Raw genomic sequence first — 18,210 nt, 5'->3', positions numbered from 1 at the left:
CCCTCAGGCCGCCTGCGGGGCGGCGAGGGCGTCCTCGAACGCGATCACCTCGCGCGCGCTGGCCAGTGCCTTGTAATATTCGCCCTGGGCGATCTCGCCGGCGAAGCGGATGCAGGCCGACTTGGCTTCCGGTGCCGCGAGCGCGACGACCAGCGCGCCGACCAGCCCGACCACGATGTCGTGATGGCCGTCGCGGTTCGCCGGATCGATATAGGCGAGCATCGCGGCGAAATAGAGCTGGCGTGCCGGCGTGGTCGCTTCCTCGGGGCGCATGATCTCGCGCCCGCGCAGGATCGACACCTGATTCTCCACGGCGATCTGGGTGCGGCCGACCGCGCGGATCACCGCGCCGTTGACGATCGCCTTCTCGCCGTCGCGAAGGGTGATGCGGAGCATTGGGGAACAGCCTTTCGTTCGTCTGGCTGCATTATAGGATGCCTTTCGCATCGCCGGCGCCGCACCCGGCAATTTTTGCCCAGCATCATCTTATTGCGCCCCGCTTTGGGTCTTCGCTTCGCTCATCCTACAATTGAGGCGTGGCCCGCGCGCGTTCCGTGGGCATCGACGGGAGTTAACGTCTTGAGCCTCTATTCCGCTCTCTATGCCGGCGTCTCGGGCCTCAACGCGCAGTCGAGCGCGATGGCGGCGGTCGCCGACAACATCACCAACATCAACACCATCGGCTACAAGGGCGTCGAAGCCCAGTTCAAGACGATGGTGACGGATGGCCGCGCGCGTTCGAGCTATTCGGCGGGCGGCGTCGTCGCCGCGCCGATCGCGATGATCTCGAAGCAGGGCATGATGCAGGCGTCGAGCAACAGCACCGACATCGCCATCGACGGCAAGGGCTTCTTCGTCACCCGCACCGCCGCCGGCGGCCAGGGCGAGGTCGCCTTCACCCGCGCCGGTTCGTTCCGCGCCGACGAGGAAGGCTATCTGAAGAACCCGGCGACGGGCCTGTACCTCTATGGCTATCGCCTCGATGCCGAGGGCAAATATGTCAACACCGGCAATCTCGACGACCTGGAGGCGATCCGCGTCAGCGACCTGACCGGCACCGCGGCGGCGACGTCGCGCATCCAGGCGCGCATCAACCTCAACACCGCGACCGACGTCTCGCCGGCCGCCGCCGGCTACACCCAGGGCGACCTGGCGAAGTACGCCGCGGACAATACGTTCACGCCGAAGACCGAGAACCAGTTCCAGCGCTCGTTCACCGTCTATGACCAGCAGGGCGGTTCGCACACGCTGAACATGGCCTTCATCAAGACCGGGCCGAACGCGTGGAAGGCCGAAGTCTATTCGAGCCCGGCGGGCGACATCATGGACACCAGCGTGACGCCGGCGGTGAAGAGCACCAGCGGCTTCATCGCGGGCGGCGACGTCAAGTTCAAGCCGGACGGCAGCCTCGACCTTCCGTCGGGCAGCTGGCTGAACAGCGCGCTGAACATCACCTATTCCAACCAGGCGGCCTCGGTGCCGATCAAGCTGGAGCTGGGCAGCGACGGCAAGATCGACGGCCTCACCCAGTTCGGCCAGCCGAGCTCGCTGATCTCGGGCAACACCGATGGCGGCACGCTGGGCAATCTGTCGCAGATCGAGATCACCAAGGAAGGCGTCGTCAACGCGGTGTTCGACGACGGCACCACCCGCGCGGTGTTCCAGCTTCCGCTGGCGACCTTCCAGAACCCGGACGGCCTCACCCGCGTGTCCGGCAACGCCTATACCGCCAGCCGTCTCTCGGGCGGCTTCACGCTGAACGAGCCGGGCGAGCTGGGCGCGGGCGCCATCGCGGCGAACTCGCTCGAGGCCTCGACGGTCGACCTGGCGGGCGAGTTCACCAACATGATCCGCTTCCAGCGCGCGTACAGCGCGTCGTCGAAGATCATCACGACGGTGGACGACATGCTGCGCGAAGTCAGCGACCTCAAGCGCTAACGCCAGAAGAACGTAGGGGAACATGGCGCTCAACGACATTCTCGGCACCGCGGTGTCCGGCCTGGCGGCAGCCCAGGCCGGCCTCCGCGCGGTTTCCAACAACATCGCGAATGTCGGGGTGGCCGGCTATGCGCGCGAGCGCGTCAACCTCACCACGGGGGTGGTCGCGGGCCAGGTCAGCGGCGTGGTGGTGGGCGAGCCCACCCGCGTCGCCGACCGGTTCCTCGAAGCGACGGTCTATAACCGGGCGGGCGATTACGGCCGCACGGAAGTGACCGCCAACTATCTCGACCGCCTGCAGGCGCTGCTCGGGCAGCCCGGGGCCTCTTCCGGCCTCTCGGCGCGCCTCGACGCGGTATCGGCCTCGGCCGTGGCGATGACGGGCTCGCTGGGCTCCACGCAGACGGTGGCCCAGTTCACCAACGACGTGCAGGATGCGATCAGCTCGATGCAGCAGATGGACAATGACGTGTCCCAGCTGCGCTCCGACGTGGAATCGGAGGTCGGCTATTCGGTCGACAAGATCAACACGCTGCTCAAGCGCATCTACGACCTGAACGGTACGGTGGCGCAGGCCACCGGCCTCGGCCGCAGCGCCGGCGGCGCCGCCGATCAGCGGATGAGCGCGATCGAGGAGCTGAGCGGGCTGATGCAGGTCACCGTCCGCGACCAGGCGGACGGCCGCGTCACCATCGAGACGGCCAATGGCCAGATGCTGCTCGACAAGCGCCTGCGGCAGCTCTCCTATCCCAGCGCGGGCGGGGCTTCGCAGCCCACCTATCCGCCGATCGAGATCCGCTTCGCCCAACCCGACGCGGCCACCGGCGACAAGATCGATTCCGCCGCGATCGGCGGCAAGCTGGGCGGATTGCTCGATCTGCGCGATCGCGCGCTGCCGGCATTTTCCGAGCAGCTCGGCACGCTGTTCACCGGCCTGTCCCAGGCACTGAACTCGGTGTCGAACGCAGGCAGCACCGTGCCGCCTCCGGCCGCGCTCAACGGCCGCAACAGCGGCATGGCGGGCAGCGATCGCCTGGGCTTCACCGGTGCGGCGACCTTCGCGGTCACCAAGGCGGACGGCACGCTGGTCGCCAGCACCAAGATCGATTTCGACGCGCTCGGCCCGAACGCGACGATCGACGACATGGTCACCGCGATCAATACCGGCCTGGGCGGCGCCGGCACGGCGAGCTTCGCCAATGGCAAGTTCAGCATCGTCGCCAACGGCGCCGGCAATGGCGTGGCGATCGGCCAGGATGCGACCAAGCCCAGCGCGCGCGCCGGGCAGGGCGTCTCGCAATTCTTCGGGCTCAACGATCTCGTCCGCAGCGACGATTCCTCGCTGGTGCCTTCGGGTTTCGCGGCCGGCGATCCGCATGGCTTCGCCACGGGCGAGACCACGCAGATCGTGCTGCGGGACAGTTCCGGCCGGGCGCTGACCAGCTATACGCTGACGCCCACCACCGGCGGCACGTTCGGCGATCTCGTCAACGATCTGAACGGCAGCCCGCTTTCCAATTTCGGCACCTTCTCGCTGGACGATAGCGGGCGCCTGCGCTTCGCGCCGGCGGCGAGCGTCGCCGGCGCTACCCTCTCGATCCCGGCGGATTCGACCAATCGGCTCGGCACCGGGCGCTCCTTCGCGCAGATGATGAATCTCACCGGCGCGTCGAGCGGGCTCGGCAGCGCGCAGGTCCGGCCCGACATCCTCGCGAACGCGTCCAAGCTCGGCCTCGCCCGGCTGCAGGACGTCGCGGTGGGCGCCAAGGCGCTCGGCTCCGGCGACACGCGCGGCGCGACCGCCTTCGTCAACAAGCTCGGCAGCGCGATCGATCTCGGCAAGGACGGCAAGTCGACCGTCGATGCCTTTGCCAGCAACCTGATGGGCCGCATCGGCCTGGATGCGAACCAGGCCAAGGGCCAGCTGGCGGATGCCACGGCGCGCCGCGACGACGCGATCAATCGCCGCGACAGTTTCGCGGGCGTCAACATCGACGAGGAACTCTCGCAGATGGTGGTGCTGCAGAACAGCTATTCGGCGGCCGCGCGCGTGATCTCCACCGCGAACGACATGTACGACACGCTCCTCGGCATGGTCCGATAGGGCCGGAAGAAGAAGGGAAGACCCATGACCCGCGTTGCCACCATTCCGCTCCAGCGCACCATGGCGGGGGCGATCTCGCGCGCGCAGGAGCAGCTGGCCGACACCCAGCGGCAGCTTTCGACCCGCAAGAAGGCCGCGACCTTCGCCGATCTCGGCACCGAGGCGGTGCGCAATCTCTCCGCGCACTCGCTGCTCGCCCGCCAGGACGCGCAGGCGACCGTGTCGAAGCGCGTCGGCACCACCCTCTCGCTCTACCAGGCCAATCTGGAGGGCATCGACGACGCCACCTCGGATCTGCGCACCAGCCTGATGAAGGCAGTCGGCACCGGCGATTCCGCCGGCCTGCAGGAAGCGATCCAGACTGCCTTCGATCAGTTCCGCACCTCGCTCAACGCCTCGGAAGGCGGCACGCCGCTGTTCGGCGGCAGCCAGATCGATCAGGCGCCCTTCTCGGTGGACACGCTCGCCCAGGCGGCGACGACCCCCGCCGCCAATGCCTTCCACAACGACACCGTGCGCGCCAATGCGCGGGTGGCCGACGGCGTGGACATCAGCTACGGCGTCGGCGCGAGCGAGATCGGCGCCAATCTCTACGAGGCGTTCCGCACGCTCGGCCAGGCCGGCGACATCGGCACCAAGCCCACCGATGCGCAGATGGATGCGATCAAGCAGGCGGTGGCGCAGCTCAATACCGGCCTTGGCGACGTGCGGGCGATCAACGCCGACAACGGCCGCAAGCAGAACCAGGTCGACACGCTGACCGCGCGCGGCGAAGCCCGCGGCCTGGTGCTGCAGGGGGTGATCCAGGACAATGAGGATGCCGATCTCGGCCAGGTCGCGATCGACCTCGCCCAGCAGAAGACCGTGCTCGAGGCCAGCTATTCGGTGTTCGCCCAGCTGTCCGGGCTGAACCTGACCGCCTATCTGAAATAGGGGGCGTTCTGGTCTTCCGGGGTTGAGCTGACGCTTGATCAGCGAATCCCGTCATCCCCGCGCAGGCGGGGATCCAGGGTAGAGCGGGTATCGCTGCCATTGCGCGAACAGCCTCCGAAAGGGGCAGGGCCTGCCGCGCGGGTTCCGCGCCCGGCCCTGGATCCCCGCCTGCGCGGGGATGACGAAGGACGGTGAGTCCTCAACTGGGTTGTTGACCTCCTTGCAATGTAGGGTTTCGCCTGCTGGGCTGGCGCAGCCGGTGCGCGTTGCCGGCCGCTCTTTCGCCGCGTTGGAAAAATAGGATCGCATTCGCGCAAGGAAGTTGCGCGATGTGCTGGGTTCCCGTGAAATTAGGGAAATTTGGGTCTCGCGAGGCTCGCACGGGTTGCGGCCTTTGCGACCTTTCGAGCACCGGGACGAGCCGCGATGTTGGACCTGTCCGCCCGCCCCCGGCGGCTCAGCCCCCGGCGTCGAGCAGGTCGCCGATCGCGCCCGCCGGGCTCGCCTCGGGGATGGCGCCGATCGCGGCATCGAGCCTGGCCGGGTCGATCCGGTCGAGGCTGGCGGTCAGCATGTCGAATGCGCTGGCGGTGGGCAGGCCCTTGAACGCCGGGGCATAGCGGCCGTGCAGCGCGCGCAGCCGGTCCTCGCGGCCCAGCATCGCCAGCGCCACGGCATAGCGCAGCACCGCCGCCTGTTGCGGCGCCCCCAGGCCCCTGCCGGAGGGCAGGCCCTTTTCGCTTTCCGTCACGAAGGAGCCCCAGTCCTGGGTGCGCCAGTGGATCTCGGCGCGCACCGCCGCGCCGTCCGGCACGCCGTCCAGCGCGGCCGCGGCGGCGTCGTCCTTGCCCAGCCGATGGAACGCCACGGCTTCCATCCGCTTGCGGTCCCAGCGCATCTGGGCGGTATAGCTCGGCTGCTCGGTGGCCTGCAGCGCCTTGAGCGCCAGGTCGGGCCGGCCGGCGAGGATCTGGAGCATCGCCACGCGCACGGAGAGCGGGCCCTGGGCGACGTCCTGCGCGCGCCGGGTCAGCTGATAGGACAGCAGCTCGGCGGCGCGGGCATAGAGGCCGGCGGCCTGGAGCCGGTCGGCCAGGCGGTTGGCGAGCAGGTCGCCATCGCCGCCCGAGGGCGCCAGCTCGCGATAGTCCCAATAGAGGCCGGCGGCCTGGGCGAGCGGCACGCCGCTCTCCGGCGCCAGCACCGCGCTCAGCGATTGCTGCAGCTCGGCGAGCATCGGTCCGGCCTGGGTGCCCAGCTTGAAGTAGCGCAGCAGCGTGGCGCCGCTCTTCAGCTCGGCGCGCAGGTCCTGCTGTTCCTTGGCCAGGCCATATTCGATGGTCAGCGCCCGCCGCTCGACCGGGCCGCCGCGCCAGCCGAAGCGCATCGCGTCGAGCTGCCGGATCGCCTCGGGCGGCGCGATCGCATGGCCGGCGATCGACACTTCGATCGCGCCGAGCCGGGCGCCGGCCTTCGCCTCCGGGGTGCCGGTGAGCGCCGCGCGCTCGAAGCGCAGCCGGGCGCCGGCCAGATCCTTCTGCGCCAGCAGCGCGCGGCCGCGCAGCAGGTTGGCGTCGCCGTTCCGGTCGTCGAACAGCTGGAGCCATTGCAGCGCGGGCTGCGGCTGGCCGGCATCGATCGCGGCGCCGGCCGCGGCGAGCATGAAGGGGGCGCGGTCGCGCGGGGTGCGGGCGTTGATCGCGTCGCGGGCGCAGCCGATCTGGCCCATCGCCTCCGGCGCGGCGCCGGAATGGGCGAGCGCGCGCATCCGCCAGGCGCATGCCTCCGCATTGCCGGCGAGCTCGGCGGTGCTCAGCGATTCCACCGCTTCGGCGTCGCGGCCGAGCAGCGTGAGCGCCGCGCCGCGCGCGAGCTGATAGGGGGCGACGAGCGCCAGGTCGGGATCGGCCAGGCGCATCGCCTCGAGCACGCCCAGCGCCTCGGCGGCACGATCCTGGCGGATCAGGCCCTTGGCGAAGCTCCAGCGCACCGATTGGCGCGTGTCGGGCGTCGCGGTGGCGAGCTGGTGCCACGCCTCGGTGCCGGTGACGCCGGTCCAGCCGTCCGCGCCGGTGATCATCGGCAGTTGCGCCAGCGTGGCCGCGAAGCGGGGCAGCGCGGTGCTGGGAATCACGGCGGCCGGCGTGGCCGTGGGGGCGGGGGTCGCGGCCGGCGCGGGGGAGCCGTGCGGAGCCGGCGCGGTGACGGCGGGCGCGGTGGTGGCGCCGGCGGCGAGGGCCAGGAACAGGCTGCGCATCAGCCGAGCCCGAACGGCCGGATCGCGACGACGGCGATGCCGCCGCCGATACAGGCGAGCAGGAAGAGGATGGCGTGCAGCATCGGCAGCGGCGCCCTGCCCGGAGCGGGGGCGGGAGCCGGCGGGCGGACGATCTCGGCCGTGTCCTCGATGGTCATCCGCACATTGGGATGCCTTCCATTATCGACGACACGCATCTTTCTCGGGCGCTGATCGTGGCTCAACTCGTCACCTGCTCGCTGATTCCATTCTATTATAGAGGGATGGGTGCCCGATGCGGGCGCCGGGCATCGATATCGGAGGACAGGATCTTGCGACGCGAAACGCTGGTGGCGCTGGGGCTGGCGGCATTGCCGCTGCCGGGCGGTGGCGCACAGGCATCGGGCGGCGGCGCCGCCGCGGGCGAGGGCCTGTATCTCGTGCCCATGGAAGAGATCACCGTGCCGATCGTGGACGCGGATCGCGTCAACGGCGCCCTGCGCTTCAAGCTGGTGATCGACGCGGGTTCCGCCGAGGCCGCCTCGAAGCTGGGCGGCGAAATGCCGATGCTGCGCGCGGCGACGCTGGCGGCGGGACTGGAGTTCGCCCGGCTCAATGCCTCGGCGCTTCGGGCGGTCGATGCGCAGCGGCTCGACCATGACCTTACCGCCGCGCTGCGGGCCGCCGAGCCCGGCCTGGTCCGCGTGCTGATCGTCGAAGTCGACGCCCGCACCGGCTGAACGGGTCTCCGGCACCCGAATACAAGAAAGCGCCGCCCCGGCATCGTCCCGGGGCGGCGCTTTCTTGTCGATGCCGGCGTCAGCGGCGTGCGGTCGCGGCCGGGCCCATGGCCTGGCCGGGCTGGGGGCGGATCGCCGCCGGCGCCGGCGGATGGGCGGCGTTGCGGCGCGCCATCGCCATGCTGAGCGCGGCCGCTCCCTTGGGCGTCATCGCCGCCATGATCATCGCGGTGGAGCGCTCGCGCATCCGCTGCGCGACCTTCATCTGCACTTCCATGTCGAGCTGCTCGAAGACCATGGCGGCGGCCTTGGGCTTCATCGCCTGGTAGATTCGGGCCAGCTCGTCGAACTGCGAGTCCGCCGGGGAGGGCCCGGCGCCGGGGGCCGTGCCGGCCTGCAACTGCGCCTCGTCCTGCTTCCGGCGGGCTTCCACATCGGCGGCCAGGCGGGCGGAGGCGGCCTTGGCCGCCTGCTCGCGCAGGTCGAGCCCGCGCTTGCGGCGGGCGGCGGCGACATCGCGGTCGCTCATGTCCTGGGTGATCGCGTTGCCGAGCCGGGTCTGGCCGGTGTCCTGCTGGCCGGTCGCGATCGTCGCCGCATTGGCGACCACCGCGAGCCCGGTCACGCCGGCGGTGAGCAGGAGCAGCGAGGGGCGGGCCATCACGCGGCTTCCGCCAGCGGGGCGTCGCCCTCGGCCGCGGCCGCCGGCTCGCCCGCTTCCTCGTCGCGCTGGGCATTGGCCATGCTCACCGCGTTGACGATCCGCTCGGCGGCGGCGTCGGCGATGCCGGTCATCAGGCTCAGCTCGTCGCGCAGCTCGCGGGCGCGTTCGACCAGTTGCGCGTGGCGGGCGCAATCGGTGCCCAGCGTATGCTTCATGTCCGACAGCACGGCGCGGGCCTGGACGGTGGCGACCTGCAGCGCCTCGACGACCTGGGTGAGCGCGCCGTCCTTCACGGTGCGCAGGCTCTTCATCATCCGCACGCTCTGCACGAGCACGGCCATGCACAGGATGATCGTCAGCACATTGGCGAGTAGCGCGATGCTCATTGCTTCACCTTCTTGTCGGAGGAAACGTCGTTGATCAGACGCACGGCGACCTGGCCGTTACGCTGGCCGATCTGGCCCTGGGCGAGCTTCACGCCGCCGCACGCGACGTCGAGCGCGTCGTCCGGGCTCTTGTGGAGCGCGATGGTCTGGCCGATCTCGAGGTTGCGCAGGTCGGCGATCGACATCGCCTTCTCGCCCAGCAGCACGCTCATCGAGACATTGGTCTTGCGCACCTCGGCGGCCATGTGCGCCTCCCAGATGCTGTCGCGGCCGCTCTTCTCGCCCATGAAGCGCTGGAGCAGCTTGTCGCGCACCGGCTCCAGGGTGGCATAGGGGAACACCAGGGTGAACCGCCCGCCGCGCCCGTCCATGTCGACCCGGAAGGTCGCGGTGGCGCAGATGTTGGACACGCCGGCGATCGCGGCGAAGCGCGGATTGGTCTCGATGCGCTCGAGATTCATGTTCACCGGCTCGATCGGGGCGAAGGCCTCCGAGAAGTCGTTCAATGCCAGCGTCAGCATGCGCGAGACCAGGCCGGTCTCGATCGTGGTGAAGGCGCGGCCGTCGATCACCATCGGCGAGCCGCCGCCGCGGCCGCCGAGCAGCGCGTCCACCACCGAGTAGATCAGGTTCGAATCGACGGTGACGAGGCCGTAGCTCTCCCATTCCTCGATCTTGAACACGCCCACCATCGCGGGCAGCGCGACGCGGTTCATGAACTCGCCGAAGCGGGTGGAAGTCACTTCCTCCAGGCTGACGTCGACGCCGTCCGAGGTCAGGTTGCGCATCGAGCTCGCGAAGGAACGGACCACCCGGTCGCACACCACTTCGAGCATCGGCAGGCGCTCGTGGCTGATGACCTTGGATTCGATGACGGCGCGCAGGCCGGACTTGCGGGCGATCGGGCCCACATCGCCGAACAGGGCATCGATATCGGCCTGGTCGAACACGCCGCTGCCCATGTCGCCGGGAGGGGCGGGAGGATCGGGAAGATCGAAATCCTCGAGGTCGATCATTGCTGCACCAGGTCCTGGATGAGGATGTCCTTCACCTGGCCCGCGCCGAGCGTGGCGGTGGCGCGCACCATCATCTCTTCCTTGATGCGGAAGACCGCGGCGGATCCGGACAGGTCCTCCGGGCGCAGCTCGCGCAGGAAGGGCTGGAAGCTGTCGAGCAGCAGCGGCAGCTTGTCCTTCAGCCCGTCCGGGGCGACGCCGTCGCCCGGCACGATCATGAAGTGGATCTTGAGGAAGCGCGCCTGGCCGTCGGGCGAGCGCAGGTTCACCAGCATCGCGGGGACGTCGACAAAGGCGTCCTTGCCCGCATCGCCTGCCGCTGCCTCGCCATGGCCGCCGCTCGCCGCGGCATCCTTCGCGCCGCCATGCGCGTCCTTGGCGTCTTCCGCCTTGGCGCTGGAGCCGGAGAGCATGAAGGCCGCGCCGCCACCGCCGCCAAGCAGCAGCACGCCCGCCGCGGCACCGATGAGGATCAGCTTCTTCCTCGATTTGGGCGGGGGAGCCTTCGCGGCTTCCGCACCCTCCTCGATGATTTCCGGAGACGACATTCCCTGGTGACCTTCCGAAATCTGCGCGCCGACACCGCGTCGGTGCATTTTCTCCTATTATAGGATCAGCGCCCGGCAATTGTTGCCTAGTGCGAATTTTTGAGGGACGTCCGGTGGACATTTCTTCCTATGTGCTGCTGAGCCAGGAAACGGCGCTGCGCCGTCGCATGGACGTGGCGGCGAACAATCTCGCCAACATGAACACGGTCGGCTTCAAGCGCGAGCAGCCGGTCTTCCGCGAATATGTCGAGAAGACCGACAGCGCGGTGAAGCCGGCGAAGCAGACGTCGTTCGTGCTCGATTACGGCGCGATCCATGATTTCAGCCAGGGTGGCTTCCAGGCCACCGGCAACCCGCTCGACCTGATGATCGAGGGGCAGGGCTATTTCTCGGTCCAGGCGCCCGACGGCAGCACCGCCTATACGCGCGCCGGCCAGCTCAAGATGCTGCCGACGGGCGAGCTCGCCACCTCCAGCGGCAACAAGGTGTTGGGCGACGGCGGCAAGCCGATCACCATCCCGCAGGAAGCGGCCAACCAGGTCTCGATCGGCAAGGACGGCACGGTCAACGGGCCCGGCGGCCCGTTCGGCCGGGTCACCGTGACGCAGTTCGACGAGGCCGGAGTGGATCCGCGCGGCGACGGTCTGTTCAGCGGCACCGGCGGCCGCGAGCTGCCGTCGGAGCAGACGCATCTGGTGAGCGGCGGCCTCGAAGGCTCCAACGTCAACGCGATCCAGGAGACCACCGACATGGTGGAGATCCTGCGCGCCTATCAGACCAGCCAGAACCTTTCCCAGAGCATGAACGACATGCGCAAGTCGGCGATCGACCGGCTGAGCAAGGTCGGCTGACCCCCATTACGAGCATAAGGAACTAGCTCATGCGTACGCTTTCCATCGCCGCGACGGGCATGCTCGCGCAGCAGACCAATGTCGATGTGATCTCGAACAACATCGCCAACATGAACACCACGGGCTTCAAGCGCCAGCGCGCCGAGTTCCAGGACCTGCTCTACGAGCAGGTCGTGCGCCCCGGCTCGGCGACCAGCGCGCAGACGATGAGCCCGACCGGCATCCAGATCGGCTCGGGCGTGAAGACCGGCGCGATCTACCGGATCAACGAGCAGGGCGCGACCCAGCAGACCGACAACCAATATGACCTGGCGATCCAGGGCCATGGCTATTTCCAGATCACGCTGCCCGACGGCACGACGGGCTATACCCGCGACGGCTCGTTCGGCGTGTCGGACCAGGGCGAGCTGGTGAACTCGGACGGCTTCCCGGTCCAGCCGGGCATCACCGTGCCGCAGAACGCGGTGAGCGTAACCGTCTCCAAGACCGGCCAGGTCGATGTCGTGCTTTCGGGCAACCCGACGCCGCAGACGCTCGGCCAGCTCCAACTCGCCACCTTCGTCAACGAAGGCGGCCTGGAGGCCAAGGGCGGCAACCTGTTCCTCGAGACCGCGGCGTCGGGCGCGCCGATCGCCGGCGCCCCGGGCGATCCGGGCTTCGGCACGCTGCTGCAGGGCTTCGTCGAATCCTCGAACGTCAATCCGGTGGCCGAGATCACCGCGCTGATCACCGCGCAGCGCGCCTATGAGATGAACAGCCGCGTGGTGAAGACCGCGGACGAGATGCTGGCGACGACCAGCCAGCTGCGCTGATGCTGGGCGTTCTCGGCCTCGCGCTGCTCGCGCTCGCCGCGCCCGAAGAGGTGCCGGTCGCCGTGCTCGGCCATGCCGTGCAGAAGGGCGACCGGATCGAAGCCGGCGACTTCGCGGTCGAGCAGCGCCCCGCCGCCACGGCGCGCGGCGCGCTCACCATCGACCAGGCCGCGGGCATGGAAGCCGCACGCAACCTGCCCGCGGGCACGGTGGTGCGCCAGGCCGACCTGATGCGCCCGCAGATGGTGCGGCGCGGGGAGCCGGTGACCATTCGCATCGTCAGCGGCCCGCTGATCATCACCGCCGCGGGCCGCGCGCTCGGCGGCGGTTCCAAGGGCGAGGCCGTCCGGGTCGTCGCCAATGCAACCAATCGCACGCTGGACGGGGTCGTCGAGGCCACGGGCGCCGTGCGCATCGTCACGCCTTGAGGGAACCATCATGCGCAAGATCATTCTCGCCGCGGCCATCTGCGCCACGCTTTCGGGTTGCGGCGCCGTCGGGCGCCTGAAGCAGGTGGGCAAGGCCCCCAAGCTTTCCGAGATCCAGCCGGTCGAGGCGCCCGAGATCGAGCCGTCGCTGGCGATGCCGTCGGAGCGCGTTCGCGGCGCGACCACCAACGGCACCGTGGCGATGCGCCAGCAGCCCCAGCAGGGGAACAGCGCCTCGCTGTTCCGCACCGGCGCCGGTGCGCTGTTCCGCGATCAGCGCGCGAACAAGATCGGCGACATCCTGACGATCAAGATCAACATCGCCGACAAGGCCGACCTGGGCAACAACACCTCGCGCACCCGTGGCGGCAGCGAGAGCGGCGGCCTGGGCGGCCTGCTCGGCATCGGCCCGGTGAAGAAGCTGCTCGGCGCCGATGCCAATGCGGCGCTCGAGACCAATTCGGGCTCCAAATATGCCGGCGGCGGCACCACCGCCCGGTCGGAAACGATCAACATGACGATGGCCGCCATCGTCACCCAGGTGCTCCCCAACGGCAATCTGATGATCAAGGGCCGCCAGGAGGTTCGCGTGAACTTCGAGATGCGCGAGCTGATCATCACCGGCCTCATCCGTCCGGAAGATATCGCCCGCGACAATTCGATCCGCCACTCGCAGATCGCCGAGGCGCGCGTGATCTATGGCGGCAAGGGCCAGCTGACCGACGCGCAGCAGGCGCGTTGGGGCCAGCAGATCTACGACGCGCTCTTCCCGTTCTGAAGAAGCCGCCAGGATTTGGAGAGGATCGCCTCGCAGCCCCTGCTGCGGGGCGATTTTCCTTTCTCCCTCTCCCCGCTCGCGGGGAGAAGGCAGGGGAGAGGGAGATCCATGGCCTCCGCCGTCGATGCGTTGACCTTAACCTTGCGGTAACCATCAAAATTCGCGCCGCAATTTTGGTCATCCTATAATTTTTCCCACAATGATCATGCGGGCGTACCGATCACGTTCCGTCGCGAACCGGCGTCTCCGGTTCGGGCCGCAGAAGCAGCCCTTGATCCAAGAAGGATAGTGAAATGGCATTTTCGGTTAACACCAACGTCGGTGCGATGGCGGCTCTCCAGAGCCTCAACGAGACCAACCGGGGCCTGTCGCAGGTTCAGAGCCGCATCAACACCGGCCTGAAGGTTGCGTCGACCAAGGACGACTCGGCTTCGTACACGATCGCTCAGGGCCTGCGTGGCGACATGGGCGGCCTCGCTGCCGTGTCTTCGTCGCTGAGCCGCGCCAAGAGCGTGACCGACGTGGCGGTGGCTGGCGCCGAGCAGATCTCGGACGTCGTGAACCAGATGAAGGCGAAGGCCTATCAGGCCGCCGACGCCGGCATCGACACGTCGACCCGTGACGCGCTCAACGCGGACTTCGTTGCTCTGCGTGACCAGATCACCACGATCGTGAACTCGTCTGACTTCAACGGCACGAACCTGCTGAAGGCTTCGGGCGGCACCGTGACGGCCCTGCAGTCGCTGCAGGACTCGAACACCAGCTCGACCACCTGGGATCCGGACTCGCTGAGCGTCGCCAACCAGGGTCTCGACCTTGGCGGCTCGGTCGTCACGATCGCTTCGGGCGGCAACATCAGCACCCAGGCTTCGGCGCAGGCGATGATCGACACGATCACCACGACCCAGGCGAACCTGAAGACCAGCCTGAGCACCCTCGGCGCGGCTTCGCGCAAGATCGATGCTCAGTCGACCTTCACCAGCAAGCTCTCCGACGTGATCGAGGGCGGCATCGGCAACCTTGTCGACGCCGATCTCGCCAAGGAATCGGCGAAGCTGCAGGCGCTGCAGGTCAAGCAGCAGCTCGGTGTGCAGGCTCTGTCGATCGCCAACCAGGCGCCGTCGACCATCACCTCGCTGTTCCGTTAAGGCCGGACTTTTCCCTGGAGTCTATGGCCCTGACGAGGAGGCCGGGACGCAAGTCCCGGCCTCCTTTTTTCGTGCCCGCAATTTTCTTGCGCGCGCCGCCCCGCCAATTGGTTGACGCCTCTATAATGATCCCAAGAGGAGAATAGAGCCTTGTTTCCCAGGATCAGAGAAATCACCGATGCGTTCGGCGGCCGCCTTCAGGTGAGCGTCGAGGAGCATCCCTCGGGCGCGCTCGTCGTGCTCGAGCGGCCGGACATGGCCGGCCGGCCGCGCGTGATGCTCGACGGCTATGGCGTCGACATCCTGTCGGGCTACATCATGTCGGCGCGCCTCGCCGTGCCGCACGACCTGCCGGACGAGCATATCGACGGCGTGTTCGCCACGCGCTTTCGCCTCGGGCTGGATCCCTGCGCCGCGCTCGCGCTCGATCAGTCGGACGGCCCGGCACTCGATATTCCCGCGCCTTTCTGGGATCGGCTCTATGCCGAGCTGTGCCTGGTCGCGGCGCATGCCCGCGAGCTCGGCCGGCGGGCGGAAGCGCGGGTCCATTGATTCCGCAAAACCACATACGGGCTTGCCCGTACTACGCCGCAAGCCGGCTTTGAGGCATTTAATACAAAATTCACACGAACAGGTCGGGGGCAGACAAATGGGCGTTGGTGAAATGAGGCAGGGTTCGGAAGCGTCGACCAGCTACTTGGTGTCGTTAACGCTAACGGTCGAGGATGCCCGGGCGCTCTGGGCCGCCGCCGCCGATCGCGGCCTGGCGGCGCCGGGCGCGACGCTGGCCGACGTGCTCGACACGATCGGCCCGCGCGAGGATCCGTCGATCGCCGATTGCATTGCGATGCTTACCGCGCCCGCCGCATTGCCGGGCTGCGCGCTGGAGGCTTATGAAGTCGCCGAGGCCGGAGACGAGCTGCCGCCGATGCAGATCATCAAGCTGCCCACGCAGCCGATCCTGCGTGCCGCGCACGCCTGATCCGCGGATCCATTTCGAGTATCGCGAACGGGGCCTTGCGGGGCCCCGTTCTGCTTTGGCGCTACTCCCTCCGGACAAGGGGGCCTCGATCGCCGTCACGCCGTGAAGGCGGGCTCCATCTCCGGCTCCATCTCCGGCTCCATCCGCTCCGGCATGCTCCGGACGCATGAAAAAGCGGGCCGGTGGAGGATCCGGCCCGCTCGGTTAAACGAAGGGAAACAAGGCGCCGGAGCGCCACCGAGAGACGGGCGGATCGCGAGGGGATCGATACGTCCGCCCGCCTCTCTGATTCCATTATAGAGGCGAGGAAGGGGTGCCCCAAACGCCCGGGCCTCAGGAAAACCCCGGGGATCGATCGGGCCTGGGGAGGCTCGACATTCAGAATGGGAGCCGTGATGGCCCCATCCACCCGTCACCCCGGCCTTGCGCCGGGGGCCCGTTTCTTCTGCCGACGGTGAAACAGCGGGACCCCGGCGCAAGGCCGGGGTGACGAAGGAAGAATAACTAGGTGCCGCTCTCGCTGCTGCCCGTGCCGGTTCCGGCATTCGCCCCGCCGATGCGGATGAGCTTGCCCGCCTCGACCTGGTTGCCGTTCACGGTCACCAGCACCGCGCCGTTGCTGAGCTGCACGTCGCTGACCGTGCCGATGTTGTGGACCGTGCTGGTCAACTGGTTGCCCGAACTGTCGAGCGCCTTGAGCGAGAGCGAATATTTGCCGGCCGGCATCTCGCGGCCGTTCGAGGTCAGGCCGTCCCAGGCGAGCGTGCCGCTGCTGCCGGTCACCTGCACGGTGCGGGTATCGACGACCTTGCCCGAAGCGTCGCTGATCGTGGCGACCACCGAGGCGGCATCGCGCGGCGTGCTCCAACTCCACTGCGCCGCCTGCGTCGCGGTGAGCCCGGCGACGGGCGAATCCACTTCCACCGCGCGGCCGATCAGCGACGAGGCCTGGGTGAGGTTCTGGGTGCCCAGCGCCGACAGGATCGACTTGAGCGTGTTGGTCTGCGCCATCGACTGCTCGACCTGCGAATATTGCACCAGCTGCTGCGTGTACTGGGCCGTGTCCATCGGGCTCAGCGGGTCCTGGTTCTGCATCTGGGTGGTCAGCAGCTTCAGGAACATCGTGAAGTCGCCGTTGAGGCCGGTGCTCGATGCATTGGCGGTGCCGTTCGTCGCCGGCGTATTGGTGGTGGTGTTGACGGTGGTCATGCTGGTTGCTCCTAGGCGAGGAGATCGACCTGCCCGTCGCCGCGAATGCCGCGATAGGCGATGTCGGTCGTATCGGGTTCGTCACCGCCGGCGTGCTGGCCGGTAGCGGAATTCTGGTTTTGCTGTTGCTGCTGCTGTGCCTGCGCGTTGCCGTCGCCGGTGCGGCTCTCGAAGCGGAAGCTCTGCGCGTCGGCGCGGATGCCTGCCTGGTCGAGCGCGCGGCCCAGATCAGGGGCGTCCTGGCGGAGCAAGTCGAGCGCATGGGCGCTGTCCGCGCGCACCGTGGCGCGCAGCGTGCCGGCATCGTCGAACGACAGCGTCACTTCGACCTTGCCGAGATTGTCCGGGCTCAGCCGGACGCGCAGCATGTCCTCGCCGGCCTCCACCTTGCGCGCGATCTCGACGCCGAGCGCCTGGCCGAGATGGCCGGGGCGCGCCGCGACCACCGGCTCGGCCGCGGCCATCGCGGGAGCCGCCTGGGTGCGGGGCGTGTCGGTGGCGGCATGCGGCGCCGTCGGCGCGGGGGGCGCGTCGTTACGCAGCGTGAAGGCCGGTGCCTGGCCGCGATCGTCGCCCTGCGCATTGTCCTTCCCGGCGCCCGGCTTGCCGGCGATCGCTGGTGTCGCGGCCTGGATCTTGTCGCTGCCGGCTGCGGGCTCGGGGGCCTGCGCAGCGCCCTGGCCCCCGCGCACGGCATCGGCCTTGCGCGTGGGGGAGGCGCTCTCGCCGATCTGGCGGTTCGGCGCGGGCTGAGGCCTGGCCGCGAGCTCGGGGCGCGGGGGGACCTGGACGATGGCGGCCGCGACCATATCGGCGGCCTGCGCATTGCCCGCGACGGCCGCGGGATCGGCGGCTGGCGGTTCGTCCTCGGTGTTCGCCACGGGCGGGCCGCGCTTGACCGGGGCCTTGGGCTCTTCCGGCGCCACGGCCTGGGCCTGTTCGCTCGCCTGGGCGGCGGGAGTGGGAGGCGTGTCGATCGCGGGTTCGGCGGGTGCGGGAGCGGGCGGGGCGTTTGCCGCCGGTTTGGCCGGCTTGGCCTCCGTGCCCGGCAGCGGCGGCTTGCCGGCTGGGGCGCCGGTATCTTCCGTCATCGCCGGCAGCGTGCTCGCCGGTGGCGCGCTCGCCAGGGGCTGCGCGCCCATGGCGGGCTGCGCTTCCGCCGGCGCGGCGGGCTGCGGCAATGTAACCTCGACCGGCGGAGCTTCCGCGGCTGCCGCCGGCGCGGCGGTGGTGAGCAGCTGCGCCATGCTCAGCGGCGCGGCGGGCGCGAGCAGGTCATTGGCGGCCGGCGGCGGCGCGAGGCCGGTGCCGGCGGGATTGCCCGGCGCGCCGAGCATCTGCGCGAAGCCGATGCCGGCGGCGGGGTCGGCGCTCCCTGCGCCGAGGAGACCCGCGGGAAATCCGATAGTGTTTATCTGCATGCACGCGCCTCATGGG

20 protein-coding genes are annotated in these 18,210 nt (G+C 68.9%); 11 read left to right on the top strand and 9 right to left on the bottom strand.

Features of this window, described 5'->3' with window-relative positions:
• Window positions 1–3: 3 nt before the first annotated feature.
• Entirely contained in the window at window positions 4–396 is a 393-nt protein-coding gene (locus OMP43_RS05860) for a flagellar biosynthesis repressor FlbT (protein ID WP_280278791.1), read from the bottom strand.
• A 183-nt stretch (window positions 397–579) separates the two neighbouring features.
• On the opposite strand from OMP43_RS05860, the gene OMP43_RS05855 reads away from it, so the two are divergent.
• From OMP43_RS05855 to OMP43_RS05845, 3 genes are read left to right on the top strand one after another with little or no spacing between them, the layout of a single operon-like run.
• Window positions 580–1,938, top strand: coding sequence for a flagellar hook protein FlgE (locus OMP43_RS05855; RefSeq protein ID WP_280278790.1), 1,359 nt, complete (start codon window positions 580–582; stop codon window positions 1,936–1,938).
• Between the two features lie 22 nt (window positions 1,939–1,960).
• Window positions 1,961–4,042: a flagellar basal body rod C-terminal domain-containing protein gene (locus OMP43_RS05850; RefSeq protein ID WP_280278789.1), complete on the top strand. Its 2,082-nt coding sequence runs from the start codon at window positions 1,961–1,963 to the stop codon at window positions 4,040–4,042.
• Between the two features lie 24 nt (window positions 4,043–4,066).
• Window positions 4,067–4,975 carry a flagellin gene (locus OMP43_RS05845; protein ID WP_280278788.1) on the top strand — a complete coding sequence of 303 codons (909 nt, stop codon included), beginning with the start codon at window positions 4,067–4,069 and terminating at the stop codon, window positions 4,973–4,975.
• Between the two features lie 457 nt (window positions 4,976–5,432).
• Here OMP43_RS05845 and OMP43_RS05840 read toward each other — a convergent pair whose 3' ends face one another.
• The gene (locus tag OMP43_RS05840; RefSeq protein WP_280278787.1) at window positions 5,433–7,232 is read right to left on the bottom strand and encodes a hypothetical protein; all 1,800 of its coding nucleotides are present in this window, start codon (window positions 7,230–7,232) and stop codon (window positions 5,433–5,435) included.
• Window positions 7,232–7,396, bottom strand: coding sequence for a hypothetical protein (locus OMP43_RS05835; protein ID WP_280278786.1), 165 nt, complete (start codon window positions 7,394–7,396; stop codon window positions 7,232–7,234). Before OMP43_RS05835 ends, OMP43_RS05840 begins: the two co-directional genes overlap by 1 nt.
• Window positions 7,397–7,543: 147 nt before the next feature.
• On the opposite strand from OMP43_RS05835, the gene OMP43_RS05830 reads away from it, so the two are divergent.
• Window positions 7,544–7,951 (top strand): hypothetical protein, encoded by a 408-nt coding sequence (locus tag OMP43_RS05830; protein WP_280278785.1) that lies wholly within the window; start codon window positions 7,544–7,546, stop codon window positions 7,949–7,951.
• Window positions 7,952–8,030: 79 nt separating this feature from the next.
• Here the strand turns inward: OMP43_RS05830 and OMP43_RS05825 are convergent, their stop codons facing one another.
• Genes OMP43_RS05825 through OMP43_RS05810 form a run of 4 tightly spaced genes read right to left on the bottom strand, consistent with a single transcriptional unit; the run spans window position 8,031 to window position 10,565 of the window.
• Entirely contained in the window at window positions 8,031–8,612 is a 582-nt protein-coding gene (locus OMP43_RS05825) for a hypothetical protein (RefSeq protein ID WP_280278784.1), read from the bottom strand.
• The gene (locus tag OMP43_RS05820) at window positions 8,612–9,001 is read right to left on the bottom strand and encodes a DUF6468 domain-containing protein (RefSeq protein WP_280278783.1); all 390 of its coding nucleotides are present in this window, start codon (window positions 8,999–9,001) and stop codon (window positions 8,612–8,614) included. The genes OMP43_RS05825 and OMP43_RS05820 overlap by 1 nt, the downstream gene beginning before the upstream one ends.
• Window positions 8,998–10,017, bottom strand: coding sequence for a flagellar motor switch protein FliM (fliM, locus tag OMP43_RS05815; RefSeq protein ID WP_280278782.1), 1,020 nt, complete (start codon window positions 10,015–10,017; stop codon window positions 8,998–9,000). Before fliM ends, OMP43_RS05820 begins: the two co-directional genes overlap by 4 nt.
• Complete coding sequence (locus OMP43_RS05810) at window positions 10,014–10,565, bottom strand: flagellar basal body-associated FliL family protein (RefSeq protein WP_280278781.1); 552 nt, start codon at window positions 10,563–10,565, stop codon at window positions 10,014–10,016. Before OMP43_RS05810 ends, fliM begins: the two co-directional genes overlap by 4 nt.
• A 113-nt stretch (window positions 10,566–10,678) precedes the next feature.
• Between OMP43_RS05810 and flgF the strand changes: the two genes are divergently transcribed.
• From flgF to OMP43_RS05775, 7 genes are all read left to right on the top strand, one after another.
• Complete coding sequence (gene flgF / locus OMP43_RS05805; RefSeq protein WP_280278780.1) at window positions 10,679–11,416, top strand: flagellar basal-body rod protein FlgF; 738 nt, start codon at window positions 10,679–10,681, stop codon at window positions 11,414–11,416.
• 29 nt (window positions 11,417–11,445) lie between these two features.
• Window positions 11,446–12,228, top strand: a complete 783-nt coding sequence (gene flgG, locus OMP43_RS05800) for a flagellar basal-body rod protein FlgG (protein WP_086130129.1) — start codon at window positions 11,446–11,448, stop codon at window positions 12,226–12,228.
• Complete coding sequence (flgA, locus tag OMP43_RS05795; protein ID WP_280278779.1) at window positions 12,228–12,656, top strand: flagellar basal body P-ring formation chaperone FlgA; 429 nt, start codon at window positions 12,228–12,230, stop codon at window positions 12,654–12,656. The genes flgG and flgA overlap by 1 nt, the downstream gene beginning before the upstream one ends.
• A 10-nt stretch (window positions 12,657–12,666) precedes the next feature.
• A complete protein-coding gene (gene flgH, locus OMP43_RS05790) occupies window positions 12,667–13,434 on the top strand; it encodes a flagellar basal body L-ring protein FlgH (RefSeq protein WP_280278778.1) in 768 nt (255 codons plus the stop codon).
• A gap of 293 nt (window positions 13,435–13,727) precedes the next feature.
• Complete coding sequence (locus OMP43_RS05785) at window positions 13,728–14,582, top strand: flagellin (RefSeq protein WP_280278777.1); 855 nt, start codon at window positions 13,728–13,730, stop codon at window positions 14,580–14,582.
• A gap of 150 nt (window positions 14,583–14,732) precedes the next feature.
• Window positions 14,733–15,134 carry a hypothetical protein gene (locus OMP43_RS05780; protein ID WP_280278776.1) on the top strand — a complete coding sequence of 134 codons (402 nt, stop codon included), beginning with the start codon at window positions 14,733–14,735 and terminating at the stop codon, window positions 15,132–15,134.
• Between the two features lie 148 nt (window positions 15,135–15,282).
• On the top strand, window positions 15,283–15,564 hold the full coding sequence (locus tag OMP43_RS05775) for a hypothetical protein (protein WP_280278775.1): 282 nt from the start codon (window positions 15,283–15,285) through the stop codon (window positions 15,562–15,564).
• A gap of 504 nt (window positions 15,565–16,068) precedes the next feature.
• On the opposite strand, the gene OMP43_RS05770 is transcribed toward OMP43_RS05775, so the two are convergent.
• Entirely contained in the window at window positions 16,069–16,773 is a 705-nt protein-coding gene (locus OMP43_RS05770; RefSeq protein ID WP_280278774.1) for a flagellar hook capping FlgD N-terminal domain-containing protein, read from the bottom strand.
• An 11-nt stretch (window positions 16,774–16,784) separates the two neighbouring features.
• Window positions 16,785–18,194: a flagellar hook-length control protein FliK gene (locus OMP43_RS05765; protein ID WP_280278773.1), complete on the bottom strand. Its 1,410-nt coding sequence runs from the start codon at window positions 18,192–18,194 to the stop codon at window positions 16,785–16,787.
• Window positions 18,195–18,210: the final 16 nt, after the last annotated feature.

It is taken from the genome of Sphingomonas sp. CBMAI 2297, assembly GCF_029870595.1.
Lineage (GTDB): Bacteria > Pseudomonadota > Alphaproteobacteria > Sphingomonadales > Sphingomonadaceae > Sphingomonas.
This window is presented reverse-complemented; position numbering and strand designations above follow the sequence as displayed.

Bases quoted from the DNA above. Each gene is read 5' to 3' on its own strand.
- OMP43_RS05825 (WP_280278784.1), bottom strand. From the start codon at position 8,612: ATGGCCCGCCCCTCGCTGCTCCTGCTCACCGCCGGCGTGACCGGGCTC.
- OMP43_RS05845 (WP_280278788.1), top strand. From the start codon at position 4,067: ATGACCCGCGTTGCCACCATTCCGCTCCAGCGCACCATGGCGGGGGCG.
- flgG (WP_086130129.1), top strand. From the start codon at position 11,446: ATGCGTACGCTTTCCATCGCCGCGACGGGCATGCTCGCGCAGCAGACC.
- OMP43_RS05765 (WP_280278773.1), bottom strand. From the start codon at position 18,194: ATGCAGATAAACACTATCGGATTTCCCGCGGGTCTCCTCGGCGCAGGG.
- OMP43_RS05810 (WP_280278781.1), bottom strand. From the start codon at position 10,565: ATGTCGTCTCCGGAAATCATCGAGGAGGGTGCGGAAGCCGCGAAGGCT.
- OMP43_RS05770 (WP_280278774.1), bottom strand. From the start codon at position 16,773: ATGACCACCGTCAACACCACCACCAATACGCCGGCGACGAACGGCACC.
- OMP43_RS05850 (WP_280278789.1), top strand. From the start codon at position 1,961: ATGGCGCTCAACGACATTCTCGGCACCGCGGTGTCCGGCCTGGCGGCA.
- fliM (WP_280278782.1), bottom strand. From the start codon at position 10,017: ATGATCGACCTCGAGGATTTCGATCTTCCCGATCCTCCCGCCCCTCCC.
- OMP43_RS05785 (WP_280278777.1), top strand. From the start codon at position 13,728: ATGGCATTTTCGGTTAACACCAACGTCGGTGCGATGGCGGCTCTCCAG.
- flgA (WP_280278779.1), top strand. From the start codon at position 12,228: ATGCTGGGCGTTCTCGGCCTCGCGCTGCTCGCGCTCGCCGCGCCCGAA.
- OMP43_RS05820 (WP_280278783.1), bottom strand. From the start codon at position 9,001: ATGAGCATCGCGCTACTCGCCAATGTGCTGACGATCATCCTGTGCATG.
- OMP43_RS05860 (WP_280278791.1), bottom strand. From the start codon at position 396: ATGCTCCGCATCACCCTTCGCGACGGCGAGAAGGCGATCGTCAACGGC.
- flgH (WP_280278778.1), top strand. From the start codon at position 12,667: ATGCGCAAGATCATTCTCGCCGCGGCCATCTGCGCCACGCTTTCGGGT.
- OMP43_RS05840 (WP_280278787.1), bottom strand. From the start codon at position 7,232: ATGCGCAGCCTGTTCCTGGCCCTCGCCGCCGGCGCCACCACCGCGCCC.